Origin of the sequence: Mesorhizobium sp. M0166 (assembly GCF_040322255.1) — a bacterium.
Classification (GTDB): Bacteria; Pseudomonadota; Alphaproteobacteria; order Rhizobiales; family Rhizobiaceae; genus Mesorhizobium.
Window position 1 is genome coordinate 33,633 of sequence record NZ_JAMYTD010000043.1, and the last position, 15,458, is coordinate 49,090.

Here is a 15,458-nt window from a genome sequence, read left to right on the forward strand (position 1 = left end):
CCACTTCCTCCATTAGATATACTCTGCAAGAAATGTATATCCAGAAGTTGTCAACGTCAAGAATTGCAGCCAATCGGTTTATTCATTTTGAAGGAGGAGCCTTGATCATGCCAGCAACTGCGTCGGCACGCCGAGTATCGGTCCTGCCTCGGCGAGCCGCTGGTCGAGGGTCCACACCGTGGCGCCATGCTCCGATGCCGTCGCGAGGTGCAGGGCGTCGCCAGCACGAAGCGCGAGGATATGCTGATCGGCGAATTTCGCGGCGACCCGAAAATGCCCGCCCGTCACCGGCAGCATGGTGAAGCTCTCAGCGACCAGCTTATTGAACATCGCGAGCGCTGCTGCGCGCTGCTCCAGGTCGATCTGTCCGGTCCGAAGCTTGATCGCCATGGCGGATGACATCTCGGTGATGGTCCAATCGCTGATCACAAGTTGCGCTGGGTCCTGCTCCGCCAGCCAGCCCTGAACGCGCGCGGTCATGGCTTCGTTGGATAGCGCCGCGACGATCAGCGAAGTATCGAGATAGAACATCAATAGCGATCGCCATCTCGCATCGATCGCACCAGATCGGCGGCAGCCTGGGCCTGCAGAGGCATGGTTGCGGTCAGGGATTGGAGCAGGACGGCGTCGATCCGTTTGCGAGGGCGGGCCACGGCCGTGAGCCTGGCGACCGGCTTGCCACGCCGGGTTATGTCGATCGAGTCTCCAGCCTCGACCCGGTCGACGAGCTCACTCAGATGTGCCTTGGCGTCCGCCAGATTGACCGCGTCCATGTCACGCTCCTGACCATGTAGATGGTCATGTAGCGCATAACGCGTGACAATTCCAGTGCAGAGCACAGCGAATAAGCAACTGGCTGCGTGAGCGAAGCGGGTGACTAACGAGAATTATGCCGGTTCGCGCTTGACTCATACATATCCCGGTGGTTATACATCGATCAATAGCCGAAGGGTTATCGATCCCAATGCCAAACGCTCACGATGTACTGTTCAGAACGCTTGCCGATCCGACTCGGCGCGCTATTTTTGAGCGACTGTGTCGCGAAGGAGAGCAGACGGTCGGGGCTCTGACGGCTCAGGCCGGGATCTCGCAACCGGCCGTGTCGAAGCATCTCGGCGTTTTGAGGCAGGCGGGGCTGGTGCGCGACCGCCATGCAGGACGGCAGACCCATTATAGTGCGCAGCTTGCAGCGCTTGCCCCCTTGCTCGACTGGACGAGCCAGATGACCGGATTCTGGCAGAGCCGGTTCGACGACCTCGAAGACCTCCTCAAAAGGATGGACCAGTGAACCGAACGTCGACCGAAACACTCTCCGTCGTTGTCGAACGGGAAATCGCTTATCCGCCCGAGAAGATCTGGCGCGCGCTCACGCAACCACACTTGATCGAGGAGTGGCTCATGAAAAATGACTTCAAACCTGTCGCGAACCACCGCTTCAATCTTCACGCAGCCTGGGGCTCCGTCGAGTGTCAGGTGCAGACGGTCGAGCCGAACAGAACGCTGACTTACACATGGGATACCAAGGATCTCAAGAGTGTCGTCTCCTGGACCCTCACCCCCACGAGCACCGGAGCCCGCTTGCGCATGGAACAGTCGGGCTTCCGGCCGGATCAGCAGCCTTACTTCCGGGGTGCCAAAGTCGGCTGGCCGAGGTTCTTTGACGATCTGGAGCAGGTTCTGGCGCGGACGGACTGAGATCCGCGGGCGCTATTCAAGCAGGGGCTCTGTTACAGAGCGGCAGATGGCGGGGCGATAATGGAGGCAAGCCAATGAAGATCAAGTTGACCAAAGTATACGTGGATGACCAGGAAAAGGCTCTGGGTTTCTACACCGAAACGCTCGGCTTTACGAAAAAGGCCGATTTCAGCAATGGGCCGTTTCGCTGGCTGACCGTCGCATCACCCGACGAGCCGGACGGGACCGAGCTGCAACTCGCGCTCAATGACAACCCGGCCGCAAAGGCCTACCAGCAAGCCATTTACCAGCAGGGCCAGCCCGCGGTCATGTTCTTCACCGATAACGTCAAGAGCGATTACGAGCGCATCAAAGCGCGCGGCGCCGAGTTCACGATGCCGCCGACCGAAGTAACCGGCTCGACCATCGCCCAGCTGAACGACAACTGCGGCAATCTCGTTCAAATCACTCAGCTGGCGCGCTGGTAAAGCGTGCGTTCAGTGGTGTGGCTGCCCGGCGGGAGTCGTCAAACGGGCCGCCCGATCCGCTCGGTTCGTCTTCAGAGGAGGTCTCAATGGATTGGAACAAATGGGTTCGGCAGATCCACCGCTGGCTGTCGATTATCTTTGCGGTGGTCGTCGCCGCCATCTTCATCAGCCTGGGAGCAGGCAAGGAACCCGCCTACTGGGTATACCTCTTGCCGCTGTTTCCACTCGGCTTGCTCCTGCTTACCGGACTGTACATGTTCGTGCTGCCTTACTCGCCCAAGTGGCGCAGCGCCGGGGGCTCTGGCGCATTGGAGTGAACGCATGGCCAACAAGACGTCTATCAAGCCAGCGGCGGTCGTGAAGCAGCCCGCCGCCAAGCCTACAGCCGCCAAGCCTGCAGCCGCCAAGCCTGCAGCCGCCAAGCCGGTCCTCCTCGCAGGCGGCAACCCGCAGATCCCGAAGGGTGATGGTGACGCTCCTGTGCAGGCCTACATCGCGGCCATGCCGGGCTGGAAACGCGACGTCGGGCGCCGCCTCGACGCACTCATCGAGCGCAACGTTCCCAACCTCCGCAAGGCCGTCAAATGGAACTCGCCCTTCTATGGCGTAGAGGGTCAAGGCTGGTTCCTCAACTTCCATTGCTTCACAAAGTACATCAAGCTGGCTTTCTTCCGCGGCGCGTCGCTGCGTCCCGTCCCACCCGGCGAGTCCAAGCACAAGGACGTGCGCTACCTCGATATCTACGAGGACGACCAGCTCGACGAAGCTCAACTCGCCGACTGGGTAAAGCAAGCCAGCCAATTGCCTGGCGAGCGAATGTGAGCGGGAATGCCAGTCCGGTGCCGACTAGCGGTATTCATGCGACGGGCGAGCGGCAACAACCCTAGGGAAGCGACAATGATGATGAAGAGTGGCTCGATGGAAGGAAATGCAGAGAGCTCTCCCTCTCAGCTGATAGATGCGAGGATCAGTGAGCTGGGCGATTGGCGAGGCAAGACGCTTTCCCATGTCCGCGCTCTCGTCAAGCAGGCTGACCCGGAAGTGATCGAGGAGTGGAAGTGGCGAGGCGTTCCGGTGTGGTCGCACGCCGGAATAATCTGCACCGGCGAGACCTACAAGAACGTCGTGAAGGTAACCTTCGCAAAGGGCGCCTCGCTGCCGGACCCTTCAGGCCTCTTCAACTCCAGCCTCGAAGGCAACACCAGGCGCGCCATCGATATCCGTGAGGGCGAAGACATAGATGAGAATGCGTTCAAGGCGCTGATACGCGCTGCTGCCGCCCTGAACACGGCCCGATAGTCAGCTCCGGCCGATATGGTCGGCTAGCGGGCCGAGAGTGGCGAGCAAAGCTTCGCCGGTGGCTTGCGTCGCGTTCTCATGCGGCGCGCGCAGGTTCAGCCAGCGTCTGTCGCCAGACCGTATCGCCAGCACTGCCTTCATCGCGGAGATGAGGCCGGCGTCCTGGATGATTTTGCGGAACGCCTTGATGGCGGCATCCGCGTCAGTAATGTCCTCTCCCGCCAGCGTTGCGTCGTAGAGGGCCCGGATCGCTGCCGCATTCAGATTGACCGTCGCCGAGATGCACCCCGCAGCACCGTTGGCGAGGCCTTTCGTCAGCTGTGCTTCCGAGCTCGGAAACACCGCGACCCTTGGGGCTGCCGCAATCACCGCTGCGGTGTTGTTCCAATCGCCGGCGCTGTCCTTGTAAGCCACCACGACATCGGGAAACGCTTCGCTAAGCCGGGCGGTCAGCGCCGGGCTCACCGGTACGCCGGAATTCTGCGGGATGTGGTAGAGGATCATCCTCATCGCCGGGTTCGCCACCCGTTCGATCAGCTCGCCATAGTAGCGGGCCTGTCCGTTGTCGCCGGCGGCCGTATAGAAGAACGACGGCAGCACCATCACCCCGGCACAGCCGAGACCGACCGCATGCGCCGTCAGCTCGACGGTCTCGGGAATTGCCGTGACACCGGTGCCGGGCATCAGACTGCTTGGCGAAATGCCGGCCTCGACCAGCCACTCCAGCGCTTGCATGCGCTCGCGCAACGAGACGGACAATGCCTCGCCCGTGGTGCCGAACGGCGACAGGAAATGCGCTCCCTGATCCAGCACCCACTTGGCGTGTGATATCCAGAGGTCGCGGGCAATGCGGCCGTCGTTTTCGAACGGCGTCAGGATCGGTGCGATGGTTCCTTGTGGGCGGATCATGTGCGTCCTTCTACGGGTGAAAATCGGTGCTGTGCTCAAAGCCGGCATCAAAAATGTCGAGCAAGCTACATGAAGCGATGTTGCTGAGTACCGGCCGTTCGACCTCGAAAGCAAGCGCCTCGCGCATGGGCGCGCGATTGTGATCGGGCGGCGTTCTGACGCTCTCGAGGTAAATCCTTGTCACGGGAGAACCTCGTCCGGCCGAAAGGGGGGTGACAAACGAGTTCTGCTGTTTCATCAATGCCGCCTTTTGAGGAGAAGCCCATGCGGAGGATCGGTGTCGGCATTATCGGCTGCGGCAACATTTCGGATGCCTACCTGAAGGCATCGCCACAATTCCCGGTGCTCGATATTGTCGGCGTTGCCGACATCAACCCTACGGCGGCCGAGGCCAAGGCAGCGGCCTACGGCCTGGCTGCCATGCCGGTCGACGCGCTGTTGGCCGATCCGCGCGTCGAGATCGTGCTCAACCTGACGACGCCGCAGCATCATGTGCCGGTCGGCTTGCAAGCTGTCGGGCAAGGCAAGCACGTTTACTCCGAGAAACCGCTGGCAACGACGCTCAGTGACGCCGAGCGGTTGGTCGCGGCCGCGCGCCAACAGGGCGTGCGTATCGGCTGCGCCCCCGACACTTTTCTTGGCGGCTCCCACCAGACGGCGCGGCGGCTGGTCGATGAGGATACGGTTGGGACCATCGTCGCCGGCTCTGCCTTCATGCAGGTGCCCGGCCACGAGCTCTGGCATCCCAATCCGGATTTCTACTATCAGTCTGGCGGTGGGCCAATGCTCGACATGGGACCGTACTATCTGACCTGCCTGGTCAATCTCCTGGGTCCGGTAAAATCCGTGAGCGGGCAGGCGAAGTCATCCTACGCCACCCGCACCATCGGTTCTGGACCGCGCCAGGGCGAAACCATCCGGGTCGAGATGCCGACCCATATTTCCGGCCTGCTCGCATTCGAGAATGGCGCCGCGGTCTCGATCACCACCAGCTTCGACGTCTGGAAGCATGAACACAATCACATCGAACTTTACGGAACCACGGGCTCGATGATCGTCTCCGATCCCAACCAGTTCCAGGGCGACATCAGGACCAGCCAGCGCAAGGGCGACTGGACGGTGGCCGATCAGATCCATTCCTATGGCGACGGCAACTACCGGGGCCTCGGCCTTGCCGACATGGCGCAGGCGATCGTCTCGGGCAGGCAACACCGCGCCAGTCTCGATCTTTCCCTCCATGTCCTGGAAATCATGGAATCGATCATCTCTTCAGCAGAGACAGGGCAGCGTGTCGATCTCAGATATGGCTGCGCCCGGCCGGCGCCGATGCGCGCCGACCTGCCTTTCGGAATTCTGGAATAGGGAATAATGCGATGAGCAAGACTGCACTGATTTTCTGGGGCGGCTGGGAAGGTCACACCCCGGCCCGAAGCGCCGAAATCGTCAAGGAGATGCTGGCCGGCAACGGCTTCGACGTGCAGCTGGAGCAGGGGACTTCGGCGCTTGCCGATCCGCAGCTGAGTAAGCTCGATCTCATAGTCCCGGTGATCACCATGTCGACGATCGAAAAGCCGGAGCTGCAAAACCTGACCAGCGCCGTTGGGGCCGGCACCGGCCTTGCGGGCTTTCACGGTACGATGTGCGACAGTTTCCGCAACGAACCGGAATATCAGTTCATGACCGGCGGTCAGTGGGTAGCCCATCCCGGCAACATCATCGACTATCACGTCGACATCACCAGGCCAGACGATCCGGTCATGCAGGGCGTCGACGGCTTCGCCTACCGTTCAGAGCAGTATTACATGCATGTCGATCCGACCAACGAGGTGTTGGCGACGACTACTTTCACCGGCGAACATCTCGATTTCATCGCCGGCGTCGTCATGCCGGTTGTCTGGAAGCGCCGCTACGGCAAGGGCCGCGTCTTCTACAGCGCGCTCGGCCACACCGCCGACGAGTTCGCCGTGCCGCAAATGGGCACGATGTTCGAACGCGGCGCGATTTGGGCCAGCCGAAACGCGGACCTTGCGTAGCCGTTCAATCTGAACGCCACGTATCGTTGTACTCTTTTAAAGGGCGGCCACCCGGACGCCGACCCAGGCACTGGACTGCAAGCAATTGACTGCCATGGTAGCATCCAATACACCACGCTCATCGGAAAATTCCGCAGCTGGAGGTCGAATGGAGCAGACGTGGCGATGGTTTGGTCCGAGCGACTCGGCAACGCTTGCCCACGCGAGGCAGGCCGGCGCAACCGGCATCGTGACGGCACTGCACGACATCCCTTACGGCGAAGTCTGGCCGATCGACGCCATCAGGCAGCGCCAGGCGCTTATCGAGGCAGATCCGGCGATGGGCCTCAAATGGAGCGTCGTCGAGAGTGTGCCCGTGCACGAGGACGTCAAGCTCGGCCGCGGCGATCTCGACCGGCTCTACGACAATTTCAGGCAGACCTTACGCAATCTCGGCGCCTGCGGTGTGCGTACGGTCTGCTACAATTTCATGCTGATCCTCGACTGGACCCGCACCGACCTGGCTGCGCCGTTGCCGGGCGGCGGACGGGCACTCCGCATGAACATGCACGAGCTTGCCGCGTTCGATTGCTACATGCTGCAGCGTAAGGGATCGGAGCGCGACTATGCGTCCGATGTTCTCCAACGGGCGAGCGAATGGTTCGAGACGACGCCGGATGCGTCAAAAGAGCGTTTGCTTGCCAACATCATGGCCGGTCTGCCAGGCGCCTTCAAGCGCTACGACATAGCGGAATTGCGCGAAGTGGTGGCCGAGCAGTCGAGCCTGTCGCACGACCGGCTGCGTGAGAACCTTGTCCGTTTTCTCGAAAACGTGCTGCCGGCGGCCGAAGAGGCGGGCGTCACGCTGGCGATACACCCGGACGATCCGCCGCGCGATCTCGTCGGCCTGTGCCGGATCGTCAAGAACGCGGACGACATCGCCTTTATCCTGGACGCAGTGCCATCGGCTAATAGCGGCCTTACCTTGTGCACGGGGTCGCTGGGCGCCAACCCGGCCAATGACGTGTCCGCCATCGCCAGGCGCTTTGCGCACAAGATAAATTTCGTGCATCTGCGCAACGTCAGCAAGGACCCGGACGGCTCGTTCATGGAATCCGAGCATCTGAGCGGCGATGTCGACATGGTGTCGGTGGTCACGATCTTGCTCGACGAGCAGCAACGCCGCCGCGACGCCGGGGAACCGGAGGCGCTGCTGCCGTTTCGCCCGGATCATGGCCACGAATTGATCGATGACGCTGCGCGGCACACCCATCCCGGCTACCCTGTGATCGGCCGCCTTCGCGGCCTTGCCGAATTGAGAGGCGTGATGACGGCGATTGCCCATCAGCGCGGCTACCGGCTGCAATGACGGCGCCCCGCCTGCTCTGCGTCGGCGCGCTCACCTACGACACGATCTTGCGCCTCGATGTCCTGCCCTCCGGCGCCGGCAAGTTCCTGCCAAGCGAGGCTGTGCAGATCGCGGCCGGCATGGCAGCGAGCGCCGCCGCGTCGGCCAGCCGCCAGGGCGGGCAGGTCTGGCTATGGGCAAGTGTCGGCGACGATGCCGTCGGCCGCGATGTCATCGGCCAGATGGAGACGGAGCGGGTCGACTGTTCGCTGGTGCGCAGGGTTGAAGGTGGCCGCTCGGCCATTGCCACGATCCTGGTCGATGCCGCCGGCGAGCGTATGATTGTCCCGTTCTACGATGCCGCCACGCAAGCCGATCCGGACCGTCTTCCGCCGGCGGATTTTTCCCGCTTCGACGCCGTGCTGGTCGACGTCCGCTGGCCCGGAGCCGCCGCCCTGGCGCTGGCGAAAGCTCGTGAATACGGCATTCCGGCGATCCTTGACGCCGATGTCGCATCGCGACCGGTGCTCGACCGGCTGCTGCCGCTCGCCTCGCATGTCGTTGCATCGCTGCCGGCGGCACGCATCCTTTGCGGTCCGGAGATATCCGCCGGCTCTGCCGTCGCCATTCTCGGCGAACGGACCGGCGCCTTTATGGCCGTCACCGATGGGGCGAACGGCACCGCGTTCCGCTACTCGGACAGCAATGATGTCCGTCATCTGCCGTCGCCGCGGGTCGAAGCCGTCGACACCCTGGCGGCGGGCGACGTGTTTCACGGCACCTTCGCTCTCGGTCTGGCCGAAGGGTGGGACGAAGAGCGGGCCATAGCAGTGGCCAGCGCCGCCGCCGCACTGAAATGCCTGCGCTTTGGCGGACGTCTTGGAGCACCGACGCGCGCGGAAACGCTGGCTTTCATGCAAGGATCGACATGACGCCGGACGCGCTTGGGCCGGCTCGGTGGAAAGAGCACGTCAAGCGGTGCCGGGCCACTACCATGGTAGTCACTGCGCAGCTGTTCTTGGGAGGATAAATGACTGAATTCAAAAAACGCGCACTGGTCACCGGGGCGGCCATGGGCATCGGACGTGCCGTCGCCGAAAAACTGGCCGAGCAAGGCGTCGACCTGATCTTGTTCGACCGGGCGGGCGATCAGCTGGATGAGGTCGCGGCGCAGCTTTCGGCGCGCGGCGTGACCGTGCTTACCGTGCTTGGCTCGACCGCCGACACTGAAGCGTGCGGCCGCGCCGTCGAGCTTGCCCGGTCCGCGTTCGGCGGGCTCGACATGCTCTCCCACAATGCCGGCATCCAGCGTTATGGAACGGTGGAGACTACGGACGAGGCGCTTTGGGACGAGGTGATGAACGTCAACCTCAAGGCTGCCTACCTGCTCTCCCGCGCGGCGATGCCGCTGCTGCGCCAAAGCCGCGGCGCCATCGTCCATATGAGTTCGGTGCAGGGTCTGGCCAGCCAGGAAGGGGTTCTGGCCTATACCACGGCCAAGCACGGCCTGATCGGCCTCGTCAAGTCGATGGCCGTCGACTATGCGCCGCTCGGCGTGCGCGTCAATGCCGTCGCTCCGGGCGCGGTTGACACACCGATGCTGCGGGATGCGGTCAAGCTCAACGATAAGCCCGACGAGATCCTGCGTATCCTCGACAACATGCATCCGCTCGGCCGTACCGCCCAGCCGCAAGAGATTGCCGCAGTCGTCGCCTTCCTGATGTCTGACGATGCCTCCTTCGTCACCGGCGAGGTCGTGCGCGTCGATGGCGGCCTGCTGGCGCGCATCGGCGGTTCTCCGCGCAAGGAATAACGCCGGCGCTGCTGCTTGCGCAGGCATTTCATGAACGGCTTGAAGCTGCAGAGCCTTTAAGGGGATTGCCGATGGCAGGGCTTTTGGGAATGCGGACCATCACCGAGGGGCGGCTCGGCGAAACCGCCCCCGGCGCTTCAGTTGCGGCCAGGACGTTCGAGGTTTTGCTCGACCAAATCCTGACCTTCCGCCTGAAGCCGCACGAGCTGATTTCTGAAAAGGCGATGTCGGAGGCCCTCGGCGTGAGCCGCACACCCGTCAGGGAGGCGCTCGCCCGGCTGGCCGGTCTTGGCTTGATCGACATCTATCCGCAGCGCGGCAGCATGGTGGCGCCGCTGCGGATCGCCGATCTCGAGAAATCGCAGTTCCTGCGCGAAGCGCTCGAAGTCGGCCTAATCAAGCGCGCGGTCGAGAGCCCGCGCCGTGCCGACCTGCTTGCCGTGCTCAAAGGCGAACTGGCGGTCCAGGAGACGTTCGCCTCCATCGCCGACGACAGGCGCTTCTTCAAGTCGGACGAGCTGTTCCACCAGCATATCGCCAGCCATGCCGGGTTTCGCAGAATCTGGGCCGACATCAGCGCGGCGAAGCTGCACATGGACCGCTTCCGTTTCCTGTCTTTTCCGCGCCTCGACAGCATGTCGGTGGTCCTCGGCCAGCATCGGCGGATTGTCGATGCGCTCGAGCAGGCCGACGCGCTTGCGGCGGAAGAAGCAATGCGAACGCATCTTCGCCGCATCTTCGAGGTGCTCGAAGTCGTCCAGGAGCGCTATCCCTATTATTTCGAGGCAAACGGCAGCGTGAGCCCGCCGTCAGCCGGCTCAATCCAAGCCTGAGCCTTTCTTGCGCGCTTCCGAAGGCGTCTTAGTCTTGCTGCCGGATTTGTCGGAAGCTGGCTCGGCTTTGCGATTTTGGCCCTCGCCGCCTTGCTCCTTGCGGAGCTGCTTTTCCACTATCGCTCGCGATCCTTCCGCCGGGTCTTGTTCAGGATGAGTATCGGTTCCCGTCATGTCGGCTCCTATCCATTTTGATCAATTGCGTGCGGCGTGGGCTGACCTGCGCCGCCGGTTCTGTCGCGCCCGATCATCAGCCAGGCGGCGAACAGCACGACCAGTACGACAACGATCCAGGCGACGAGACGAGGCATCGGGCCTCACTTCCCCCGCCGCTTGCTGCCGCGTGCCTCCGGATCGGAGCCGGCCTCGACCGTCGGATCGGGCACGACCGGGCCGCGTTCGGCCTCGGATCCCTCAGCTTCGATCTCCTGCACGGCCTGATCCCAGTGGTCGTGCTCGCGTCCTTGCGGACGCCCTTCGCGCTCCCAGATCTCATGGGCTCGCTGCCTGATACGCTCTTCCCTGTCCATGGCCTTCGCCTCCTCATCCCTAATCCGGCGATCGCTGGTTTGTTCCGCGGTGCCAGCGCCGTTCATCGCGGTTCAGTTGACGTCATCCCCCAGCGCTCTAGATCAAACTTCACGCCGAAGTCGCCTGGTGCGGGGAGAACAATCGTGTGGCAGCAACGCTACGAGCACGTATCGTAAATGCCGTTACGGCCGTTGGTCTTCGACCACACCGCCTGTGCTTGCTGCTGCTAATGTTTGTACTGACGGCATGCTCGCCTTCCGGCCAGGTCGAGCAGCAGTCGAAAATCGCGGCTTCCGCCACACAGACCGCATCGTTGGTTCTGGAGAACTGGGTCGCTGGGACAGCCCCTCCGAAATACACGTCGCGCACTCTGCAATCGGTTGGCAAGGCGCTCGCCGATGCCGGTGCGCAAATCCAGTCCGCCAAGTCGCCTGAGCCCAGCCGGCAAGCCGGCCTGACGACGGCGATTGGACAAGTTTCAGCAGCGGTAATGCGCGCGGCGACGGCCGTGCAGAACGGCAACCGCTCGGAAGTGGAACATGCGCAGCAGGATCTGCGGGCCGCCGCCGTTGATCTGAGCACGTCCTACGCGAAATATCTTGCACCGAAACCATGAAGAAGCTGCTCGAAATATCGCTCGGCGTCGTCACCAGCGTCGGCGGCTTTCTCGAGGTCGGATCGATGGCGACCGCAGCTCAGGCCGGCGCGGCGTTCAGGTTCCAGCTGATATGGGCCGTCGTCCTGGGCACGATCTGCATCATCTTCCTGGTCGAGATGGCCGGACGCTTCGCCGCGGTCAGCCATCACACCATCGCCGACGGGATCCGGGAACGGTTTGGCTTCAACGCCTTTCTGTGGCCGTTGCTTGCGACCTTGCTGGTCAACTTCCTGGTCATGGCAGCCGAAATCGGCGGTGTTGCCATTGCGCTCGAGCTCGCCACCGGCATCGGCTTTCAGTGGTGGGCCCTGCCGGTCGCTTTTGTGGCATGGCTGTTCCTCTGGAAAGGCACGTTCGGCTTCATCGAAAAGGGCGTCGCGTTCCTCGGCCTGGTCACGCTGTGCTTCGTGGTTGGCGCCGTCATGCTGAAGCCCGATTGGGGGCAGGTTGCGGCCGGTGCCGTGCCTACCCTGCCGGACCACGACGCGGCCAATTATTGGTTCATGGCAGTCAGCATTCTTGGTGCGTCGATCTCGCCCTATCTGTTCATGTTCTATTCGTCTGGAGCCATCGAGGACCAGTGGGACGAAAGCTATCTCGGAGCCAATCGGGCCATTGCCGGCTTGGGCATGAGTTTTGGCGGCACTATCTCGATCGGCGTGTTGATCGTGGCGGCGCTCGTGCTGGCAGCGCACGGCATTGAGCAGGTCGACGACTACCACCAATTGCCGCTGATGCTGATTCAAATCTTCGGTTTCTGGGGGTTCGTCCTGTTCGTTGCTTCACTCGGCATTGCCTGCTTCGGTGCCGCGCTCGAAATCGGCCTGCAGCAAGCCTATCTCGTGGCGCAGGGTTTCGGCTGGACCTGGGGCGAGAACCTGAAACCGCGCGACGACCCGGGCTTCAGCACTGTCTATACAATCTCGTTGTTTCTCGCCGCCATTCCGATCGCGCTGGGCCTCGATCCGCTGAAGCTCACTATCTTTTCCATGGCACTGACAGCCGCCAGCCTGCCGCTGACCGTGGTGCCGTTCCTCTTCCTGCTGAACGACGAGCGCTATGTCGGCGAGCACCGCAATGGCATGATTGCCAATGCCGCGGTCATCTTCATCATCGGGCTCGGTTTTGTGCTCGCGATCGTGACCATTCCTTTGCAGATATTCGGAGGCACATGATGGATTTGCTGCGCGACATCCTGGATAAGCAAGTGGTAGACCGCGAGCAGGTCAAGATCGGCAAGGTTGACGGGCTGGTGGCCGAGCTCAGGCAAGGCAAGCCGCCTAAGATTGTTGCGGTCGAGCTCGGCTCGATCACGCTGGCGCGCCGACTGGGCGAGCGGCCCGGGCATTGGATGGCACGGCTTGCGGCCAGGCTCGGCGGCAAGCGCCATGCCGAGCCACACCACATCGCCTGGAATAAGGTGCGCGACATCGGCGTCGACATCGAGTTCGATATCGACGTCCGCGAAACGGCGATTTTCGACTGGCAGGACTGGCTGCGCGATCATGTCATTGGGCGTATTCCGGGAGCTGGATGATGGCGACCGTCAATCTTGAGCAATTGGCTGGCAGGAATGTGCTTTCGCAGCGCGGCAAAAGCATCGGCCGTATCGAGGAGATACGCGCCAAACCGGATGGCGACGACCTGGTGATTACCGAGTACCATGTCGGCATCTACGCGGCCTTCGAGCGTCTGTCCGCTTCGGCCATCGGCGTTGCGGTCCTCGACGCCTTTCGACTGCGCAGTCGCGACAGCATGTACCGCATTCCCTGGGACAAGCTCGACATCTCCGATCCGGCGCAGCCGCGGTTGTTATGCGCGAAGGAAGAACTTTCCGGTATGAAGGGGGGCATCGCGGGCGATAGACCGGAATGAAGGATACTTTCCTGCCGTCGGAGATTGGGGTCCAGTGAAAGTCCTGGTTACCGGCGCCACCGGCCTGATCGGTGCCTCCGTCGTCGCACGCCTTCTTTCCGATGGGCATGAGGTGATCGGATTGGTCCGCAGCCCCGGCGCAAACCGGGCCGACAATTATCAGTTGCTGGTGCTGGACATGACGGTGGCGCTGCAGCCCGAAGACTGGCTGCCGCATCTCCGGGGTGTCGACGCCGTCGTGAATTGTGCGGGCGTCCTGCAGGACAGCCCTCGCGAAAAGACGCGCGAAGTACATCGCGATGCGGCGGCAGCACTCTTCCTCGCCTGTGCGCGGACAGGGGTTGCCCGGGTGATCCACTTCTCGGCCATAGGTGTCGATCGGGCGCAGCCTTCGACGTTCTCGGCGACGAAACTGGCCGGCGACCAGGCGCTTATGGCGCTTGATCTGGATTGGGTGATCCTGCGCCCATCCGTGGTGCTCGGCCGGCCGGTGTTTGGGGCCAGCGCATTGTTTCGGGGTCTCGCCTCGCTGCCGGTGCTGCCCTCCATGCCCGGCACCGGTCGGCTCCAGGTGGTACAACTCGATGACGTGGTCTCAACCGTCGTCTTCCTTCTCGATCCCGCCAGTCCGTCTCGCGTCGTGCTGGAACTTGTCGGTCCCGAACAGCTGAGCATGGACGAGGTCGTCGGCAGCTATCGCCGATGGCTCGGTTGGACTCCGGCAGCCAGACTTGTCTTGCCGGCGGCTGTTGCAAGGCTTCTCTACCGTCTCGGCGACCTTGCCGCGATGTTCGGCTGGCGTCCACCGATGCGCACCAACGCGGCCAGAGAGATCGCCCGAGGAGCGGTTGGAGATCCCTCGGACTGGACCGCCGCGACCGGCATACGCCCGCAAACCCTGGCGGGTTTTCTCGCGCTCAATCCGGCAACGGTGCAGGAAAAATGGTTTGCCCGGCTGTATTTCATCAAGCCGGCGGTCTTCGTCGTCCTGCCCGTCTTCTGGATCATGACGGGGATTGTGTCGCTGACCACCGGCTATAGCGGCGGCGTCGATCTGATGCAAAGCACGGGCGCCGGTATCTTGTCGGCGCCGACCGTGATCGCCGGTGCTCTTGCCGACATCATCGTCGGCGCGCTCATAGCCTGGCGGCCGGCGACGCGAAAAGGCCTCTATGGCGGCATCGCGCTCTCGCTCTTCTACCTGGTCGTCGGAAGCTTCCTGAGCCCCGATCTGTGGAACGACCCACTTGGGCCGTTCCTCAAGGTGTTGCCGATCCTGGTGCTGCACTTTGTTGCCCTGGCAGTGCTGGAGGAGCGTTGATGCTCTATTTCCTGCTGAAATTTCTGCATGTCATCGGCGCATCCGTGCTGCTTGGCACCGGCGCCGGTATTGCTTTCTTCATGCTGCTCGCCCACAGGACCGGCAATGCCGCGACGGTTGCGGCGGTGGCGCGCATTGTCGTCCTTGCCGACTTCCTTTTCACCGCGACGGCTGTGGTCGTGCAACCTTTGACCGGAGCCGCGCTCGCCTGGCAGGCAGGCTACTCGCTGTCGGAGGGCTGGATCGTACTTTCGATCGCGCTCTATATCTTCACCGGAATGTTCTGGCTCCCGGTCGTCTGGATGCAAATGGAGATGCGTAAGCTGGCATCGCAAGCCGCGGCTGCAGGCGCGCCGTTGCCGCCGCGTTATCATCGGCTCTTCTGGCTGTGGTTCGCCTTCGGCTTCCCCGCCTTCGCTGCCGTGCTCGGAATTTTCTGGCTGATGATCGCGCGGCCGGTGATCGAATGGTAGGTCGCAGGCAGGTCCCACTGCGATAATGCCCAGTCAAAGCACTGCGGAAAAATTCCGCCCCATGCAGCGCGAATATCTGCCGGAGCGGACCTGCACCTCGACCTGTAAGTCGCACCGGAGTCCGGTCTCGTATCATTTCCAACCGCGCGCTCACCGCCATCGGCACAGGACAAGATCCCGCCTTGAGGCTGGTTAGGCTTCGCTTACCAAAAAAGATGACGCTT

Annotated in this window: 25 protein-coding genes; 18 read left to right on the forward strand and 7 right to left on the reverse strand. The window is 62.5% G+C overall.

The window, feature by feature from the left end:
- Positions 1–105: 105 nt before the first annotated feature.
- A complete protein-coding gene (locus NKJ46_RS29050; RefSeq protein WP_352669790.1) occupies positions 106–531 on the reverse strand; it encodes a type II toxin-antitoxin system VapC family toxin in 426 nt (141 codons plus the stop codon).
- Complete coding sequence (locus NKJ46_RS29055; RefSeq protein ID WP_352468031.1) at positions 531–773, reverse strand: type II toxin-antitoxin system Phd/YefM family antitoxin; 243 nt, start codon at positions 771–773, stop codon at positions 531–533. The genes NKJ46_RS29050 and NKJ46_RS29055 overlap by 1 nt, the downstream gene beginning before the upstream one ends.
- Positions 774–964: 191 nt before the next feature.
- Between NKJ46_RS29055 and NKJ46_RS29060 the strand changes: the two genes are divergently transcribed.
- From NKJ46_RS29060 to NKJ46_RS29085, 6 genes are all read left to right on the forward strand, one after another.
- Positions 965–1,288, forward strand: coding sequence for an ArsR/SmtB family transcription factor (locus NKJ46_RS29060; RefSeq protein ID WP_352488427.1), 324 nt, complete (start codon positions 965–967; stop codon positions 1,286–1,288).
- Positions 1,285–1,695 carry an SRPBCC family protein gene (locus tag NKJ46_RS29065; protein WP_352669793.1) on the forward strand — a complete coding sequence of 137 codons (411 nt, stop codon included), beginning with the start codon at positions 1,285–1,287 and terminating at the stop codon, positions 1,693–1,695. Before NKJ46_RS29060 ends, NKJ46_RS29065 begins: the two co-directional genes overlap by 4 nt.
- 74 nt (positions 1,696–1,769) lie before the next feature.
- A complete protein-coding gene (locus tag NKJ46_RS29070; protein ID WP_352669796.1) occupies positions 1,770–2,162 on the forward strand; it encodes a VOC family protein in 393 nt (130 codons plus the stop codon).
- An 86-nt stretch (positions 2,163–2,248) separates the two neighbouring features.
- Positions 2,249–2,479: a hypothetical protein gene (locus NKJ46_RS29075; protein WP_352669798.1), complete on the forward strand. Its 231-nt coding sequence runs from the start codon at positions 2,249–2,251 to the stop codon at positions 2,477–2,479.
- Positions 2,480–2,483: 4 nt separating this feature from the next.
- A complete protein-coding gene (locus tag NKJ46_RS29080; protein ID WP_352669799.1) occupies positions 2,484–2,984 on the forward strand; it encodes a DUF1801 domain-containing protein in 501 nt (166 codons plus the stop codon).
- Positions 2,985–3,062: 78 nt separating this feature from the next.
- Positions 3,063–3,461, forward strand: a complete 399-nt coding sequence (locus NKJ46_RS29085) for a DUF1801 domain-containing protein (protein ID WP_352669850.1) — start codon at positions 3,063–3,065, stop codon at positions 3,459–3,461.
- Here the strand turns inward: NKJ46_RS29085 and NKJ46_RS29090 are convergent, their stop codons facing one another.
- Complete coding sequence (locus tag NKJ46_RS29090) at positions 3,462–4,370, reverse strand: dihydrodipicolinate synthase family protein (protein ID WP_352669801.1); 909 nt, start codon at positions 4,368–4,370, stop codon at positions 3,462–3,464.
- A 10-nt stretch (positions 4,371–4,380) separates the two neighbouring features.
- The gene (locus NKJ46_RS29095) at positions 4,381–4,608 is read right to left on the reverse strand and encodes a hypothetical protein (RefSeq protein WP_352669804.1); all 228 of its coding nucleotides are present in this window, start codon (positions 4,606–4,608) and stop codon (positions 4,381–4,383) included.
- 26 nt (positions 4,609–4,634) lie between these two features.
- Here NKJ46_RS29095 and NKJ46_RS29100 point away from each other — a divergent pair, with 26 nt between their 5' ends.
- The 6 genes from NKJ46_RS29100 to NKJ46_RS29125 all read left to right on the forward strand — a co-directional run bounded on the left by NKJ46_RS29100 (position 4,635) and on the right by NKJ46_RS29125 (position 10,376).
- Positions 4,635–5,732, forward strand: coding sequence for a Gfo/Idh/MocA family protein (locus tag NKJ46_RS29100; protein WP_352669807.1), 1,098 nt, complete (start codon positions 4,635–4,637; stop codon positions 5,730–5,732).
- Positions 5,733–5,743: 11 nt separating this feature from the next.
- Positions 5,744–6,403 (forward strand): ThuA domain-containing protein, encoded by a 660-nt coding sequence (locus NKJ46_RS29105; protein ID WP_352669809.1) that lies wholly within the window; start codon positions 5,744–5,746, stop codon positions 6,401–6,403.
- A gap of 148 nt (positions 6,404–6,551) precedes the next feature.
- Complete coding sequence (gene uxuA, locus NKJ46_RS29110; protein WP_352669812.1) at positions 6,552–7,751, forward strand: mannonate dehydratase; 1,200 nt, start codon at positions 6,552–6,554, stop codon at positions 7,749–7,751.
- The gene (locus NKJ46_RS29115) at positions 7,748–8,662 is read left to right on the forward strand and encodes a PfkB family carbohydrate kinase (protein WP_352669814.1); all 915 of its coding nucleotides are present in this window, start codon (positions 7,748–7,750) and stop codon (positions 8,660–8,662) included. Before uxuA ends, NKJ46_RS29115 begins: the two co-directional genes overlap by 4 nt.
- A 98-nt stretch (positions 8,663–8,760) precedes the next feature.
- A complete protein-coding gene (locus tag NKJ46_RS29120; protein WP_352669817.1) occupies positions 8,761–9,543 on the forward strand; it encodes an SDR family NAD(P)-dependent oxidoreductase in 783 nt (260 codons plus the stop codon).
- A gap of 71 nt (positions 9,544–9,614) precedes the next feature.
- A complete protein-coding gene (locus NKJ46_RS29125; RefSeq protein WP_352669820.1) occupies positions 9,615–10,376 on the forward strand; it encodes a GntR family transcriptional regulator in 762 nt (253 codons plus the stop codon).
- Here the strand turns inward: NKJ46_RS29125 and NKJ46_RS29130 are convergent.
- From NKJ46_RS29130 to NKJ46_RS29140, 3 genes are read right to left on the reverse strand one after another with little or no spacing between them, the layout of a single operon-like run.
- A complete protein-coding gene (locus NKJ46_RS29130) occupies positions 10,362–10,550 on the reverse strand; it encodes a hypothetical protein (protein ID WP_352669823.1) in 189 nt (62 codons plus the stop codon). The genes NKJ46_RS29125 and NKJ46_RS29130 overlap by 15 nt on opposite strands.
- A gap of 8 nt (positions 10,551–10,558) precedes the next feature.
- The gene (locus NKJ46_RS29135; RefSeq protein ID WP_352669826.1) at positions 10,559–10,687 is read right to left on the reverse strand and encodes a hypothetical protein; all 129 of its coding nucleotides are present in this window, start codon (positions 10,685–10,687) and stop codon (positions 10,559–10,561) included.
- Positions 10,688–10,693: 6 nt separating this feature from the next.
- Positions 10,694–10,906, reverse strand: coding sequence for a DUF2934 domain-containing protein (locus tag NKJ46_RS29140; protein ID WP_352669828.1), 213 nt, complete (start codon positions 10,904–10,906; stop codon positions 10,694–10,696).
- 230 nt (positions 10,907–11,136) lie between these two features.
- On the opposite strand from NKJ46_RS29140, the gene NKJ46_RS29145 reads away from it, so the two are divergent.
- Genes NKJ46_RS29145 through NKJ46_RS29170 form a run of 6 tightly spaced genes read left to right on the forward strand, consistent with a single transcriptional unit; the run spans position 11,137 to position 15,234 of the window.
- Positions 11,137–11,523 carry a hypothetical protein gene (locus tag NKJ46_RS29145; protein WP_352669830.1) on the forward strand — a complete coding sequence of 129 codons (387 nt, stop codon included), beginning with the start codon at positions 11,137–11,139 and terminating at the stop codon, positions 11,521–11,523.
- On the forward strand, positions 11,520–12,740 hold the full coding sequence (locus tag NKJ46_RS29150) for an NRAMP family divalent metal transporter (protein ID WP_352669831.1): 1,221 nt from the start codon (positions 11,520–11,522) through the stop codon (positions 12,738–12,740). The genes NKJ46_RS29145 and NKJ46_RS29150 overlap by 4 nt, the downstream gene beginning before the upstream one ends.
- Positions 12,740–13,102: a hypothetical protein gene (locus NKJ46_RS29155; RefSeq protein WP_352669833.1), complete on the forward strand. Its 363-nt coding sequence runs from the start codon at positions 12,740–12,742 to the stop codon at positions 13,100–13,102. The genes NKJ46_RS29150 and NKJ46_RS29155 overlap by 1 nt, the downstream gene beginning before the upstream one ends.
- On the forward strand, positions 13,102–13,440 hold the full coding sequence (locus NKJ46_RS29160) for a hypothetical protein (RefSeq protein ID WP_352669836.1): 339 nt from the start codon (positions 13,102–13,104) through the stop codon (positions 13,438–13,440). Before NKJ46_RS29155 ends, NKJ46_RS29160 begins: the two co-directional genes overlap by 1 nt.
- A gap of 34 nt (positions 13,441–13,474) precedes the next feature.
- Positions 13,475–14,761, forward strand: a complete 1,287-nt coding sequence (locus NKJ46_RS29165) for an SDR family oxidoreductase (protein WP_352669838.1) — start codon at positions 13,475–13,477, stop codon at positions 14,759–14,761.
- The gene (locus NKJ46_RS29170; RefSeq protein WP_352669841.1) at positions 14,761–15,234 is read left to right on the forward strand and encodes a DUF2269 family protein; all 474 of its coding nucleotides are present in this window, start codon (positions 14,761–14,763) and stop codon (positions 15,232–15,234) included. The genes NKJ46_RS29165 and NKJ46_RS29170 overlap by 1 nt, the downstream gene beginning before the upstream one ends.
- The last annotated feature ends 224 nt before the right edge of the window (positions 15,235–15,458 follow it).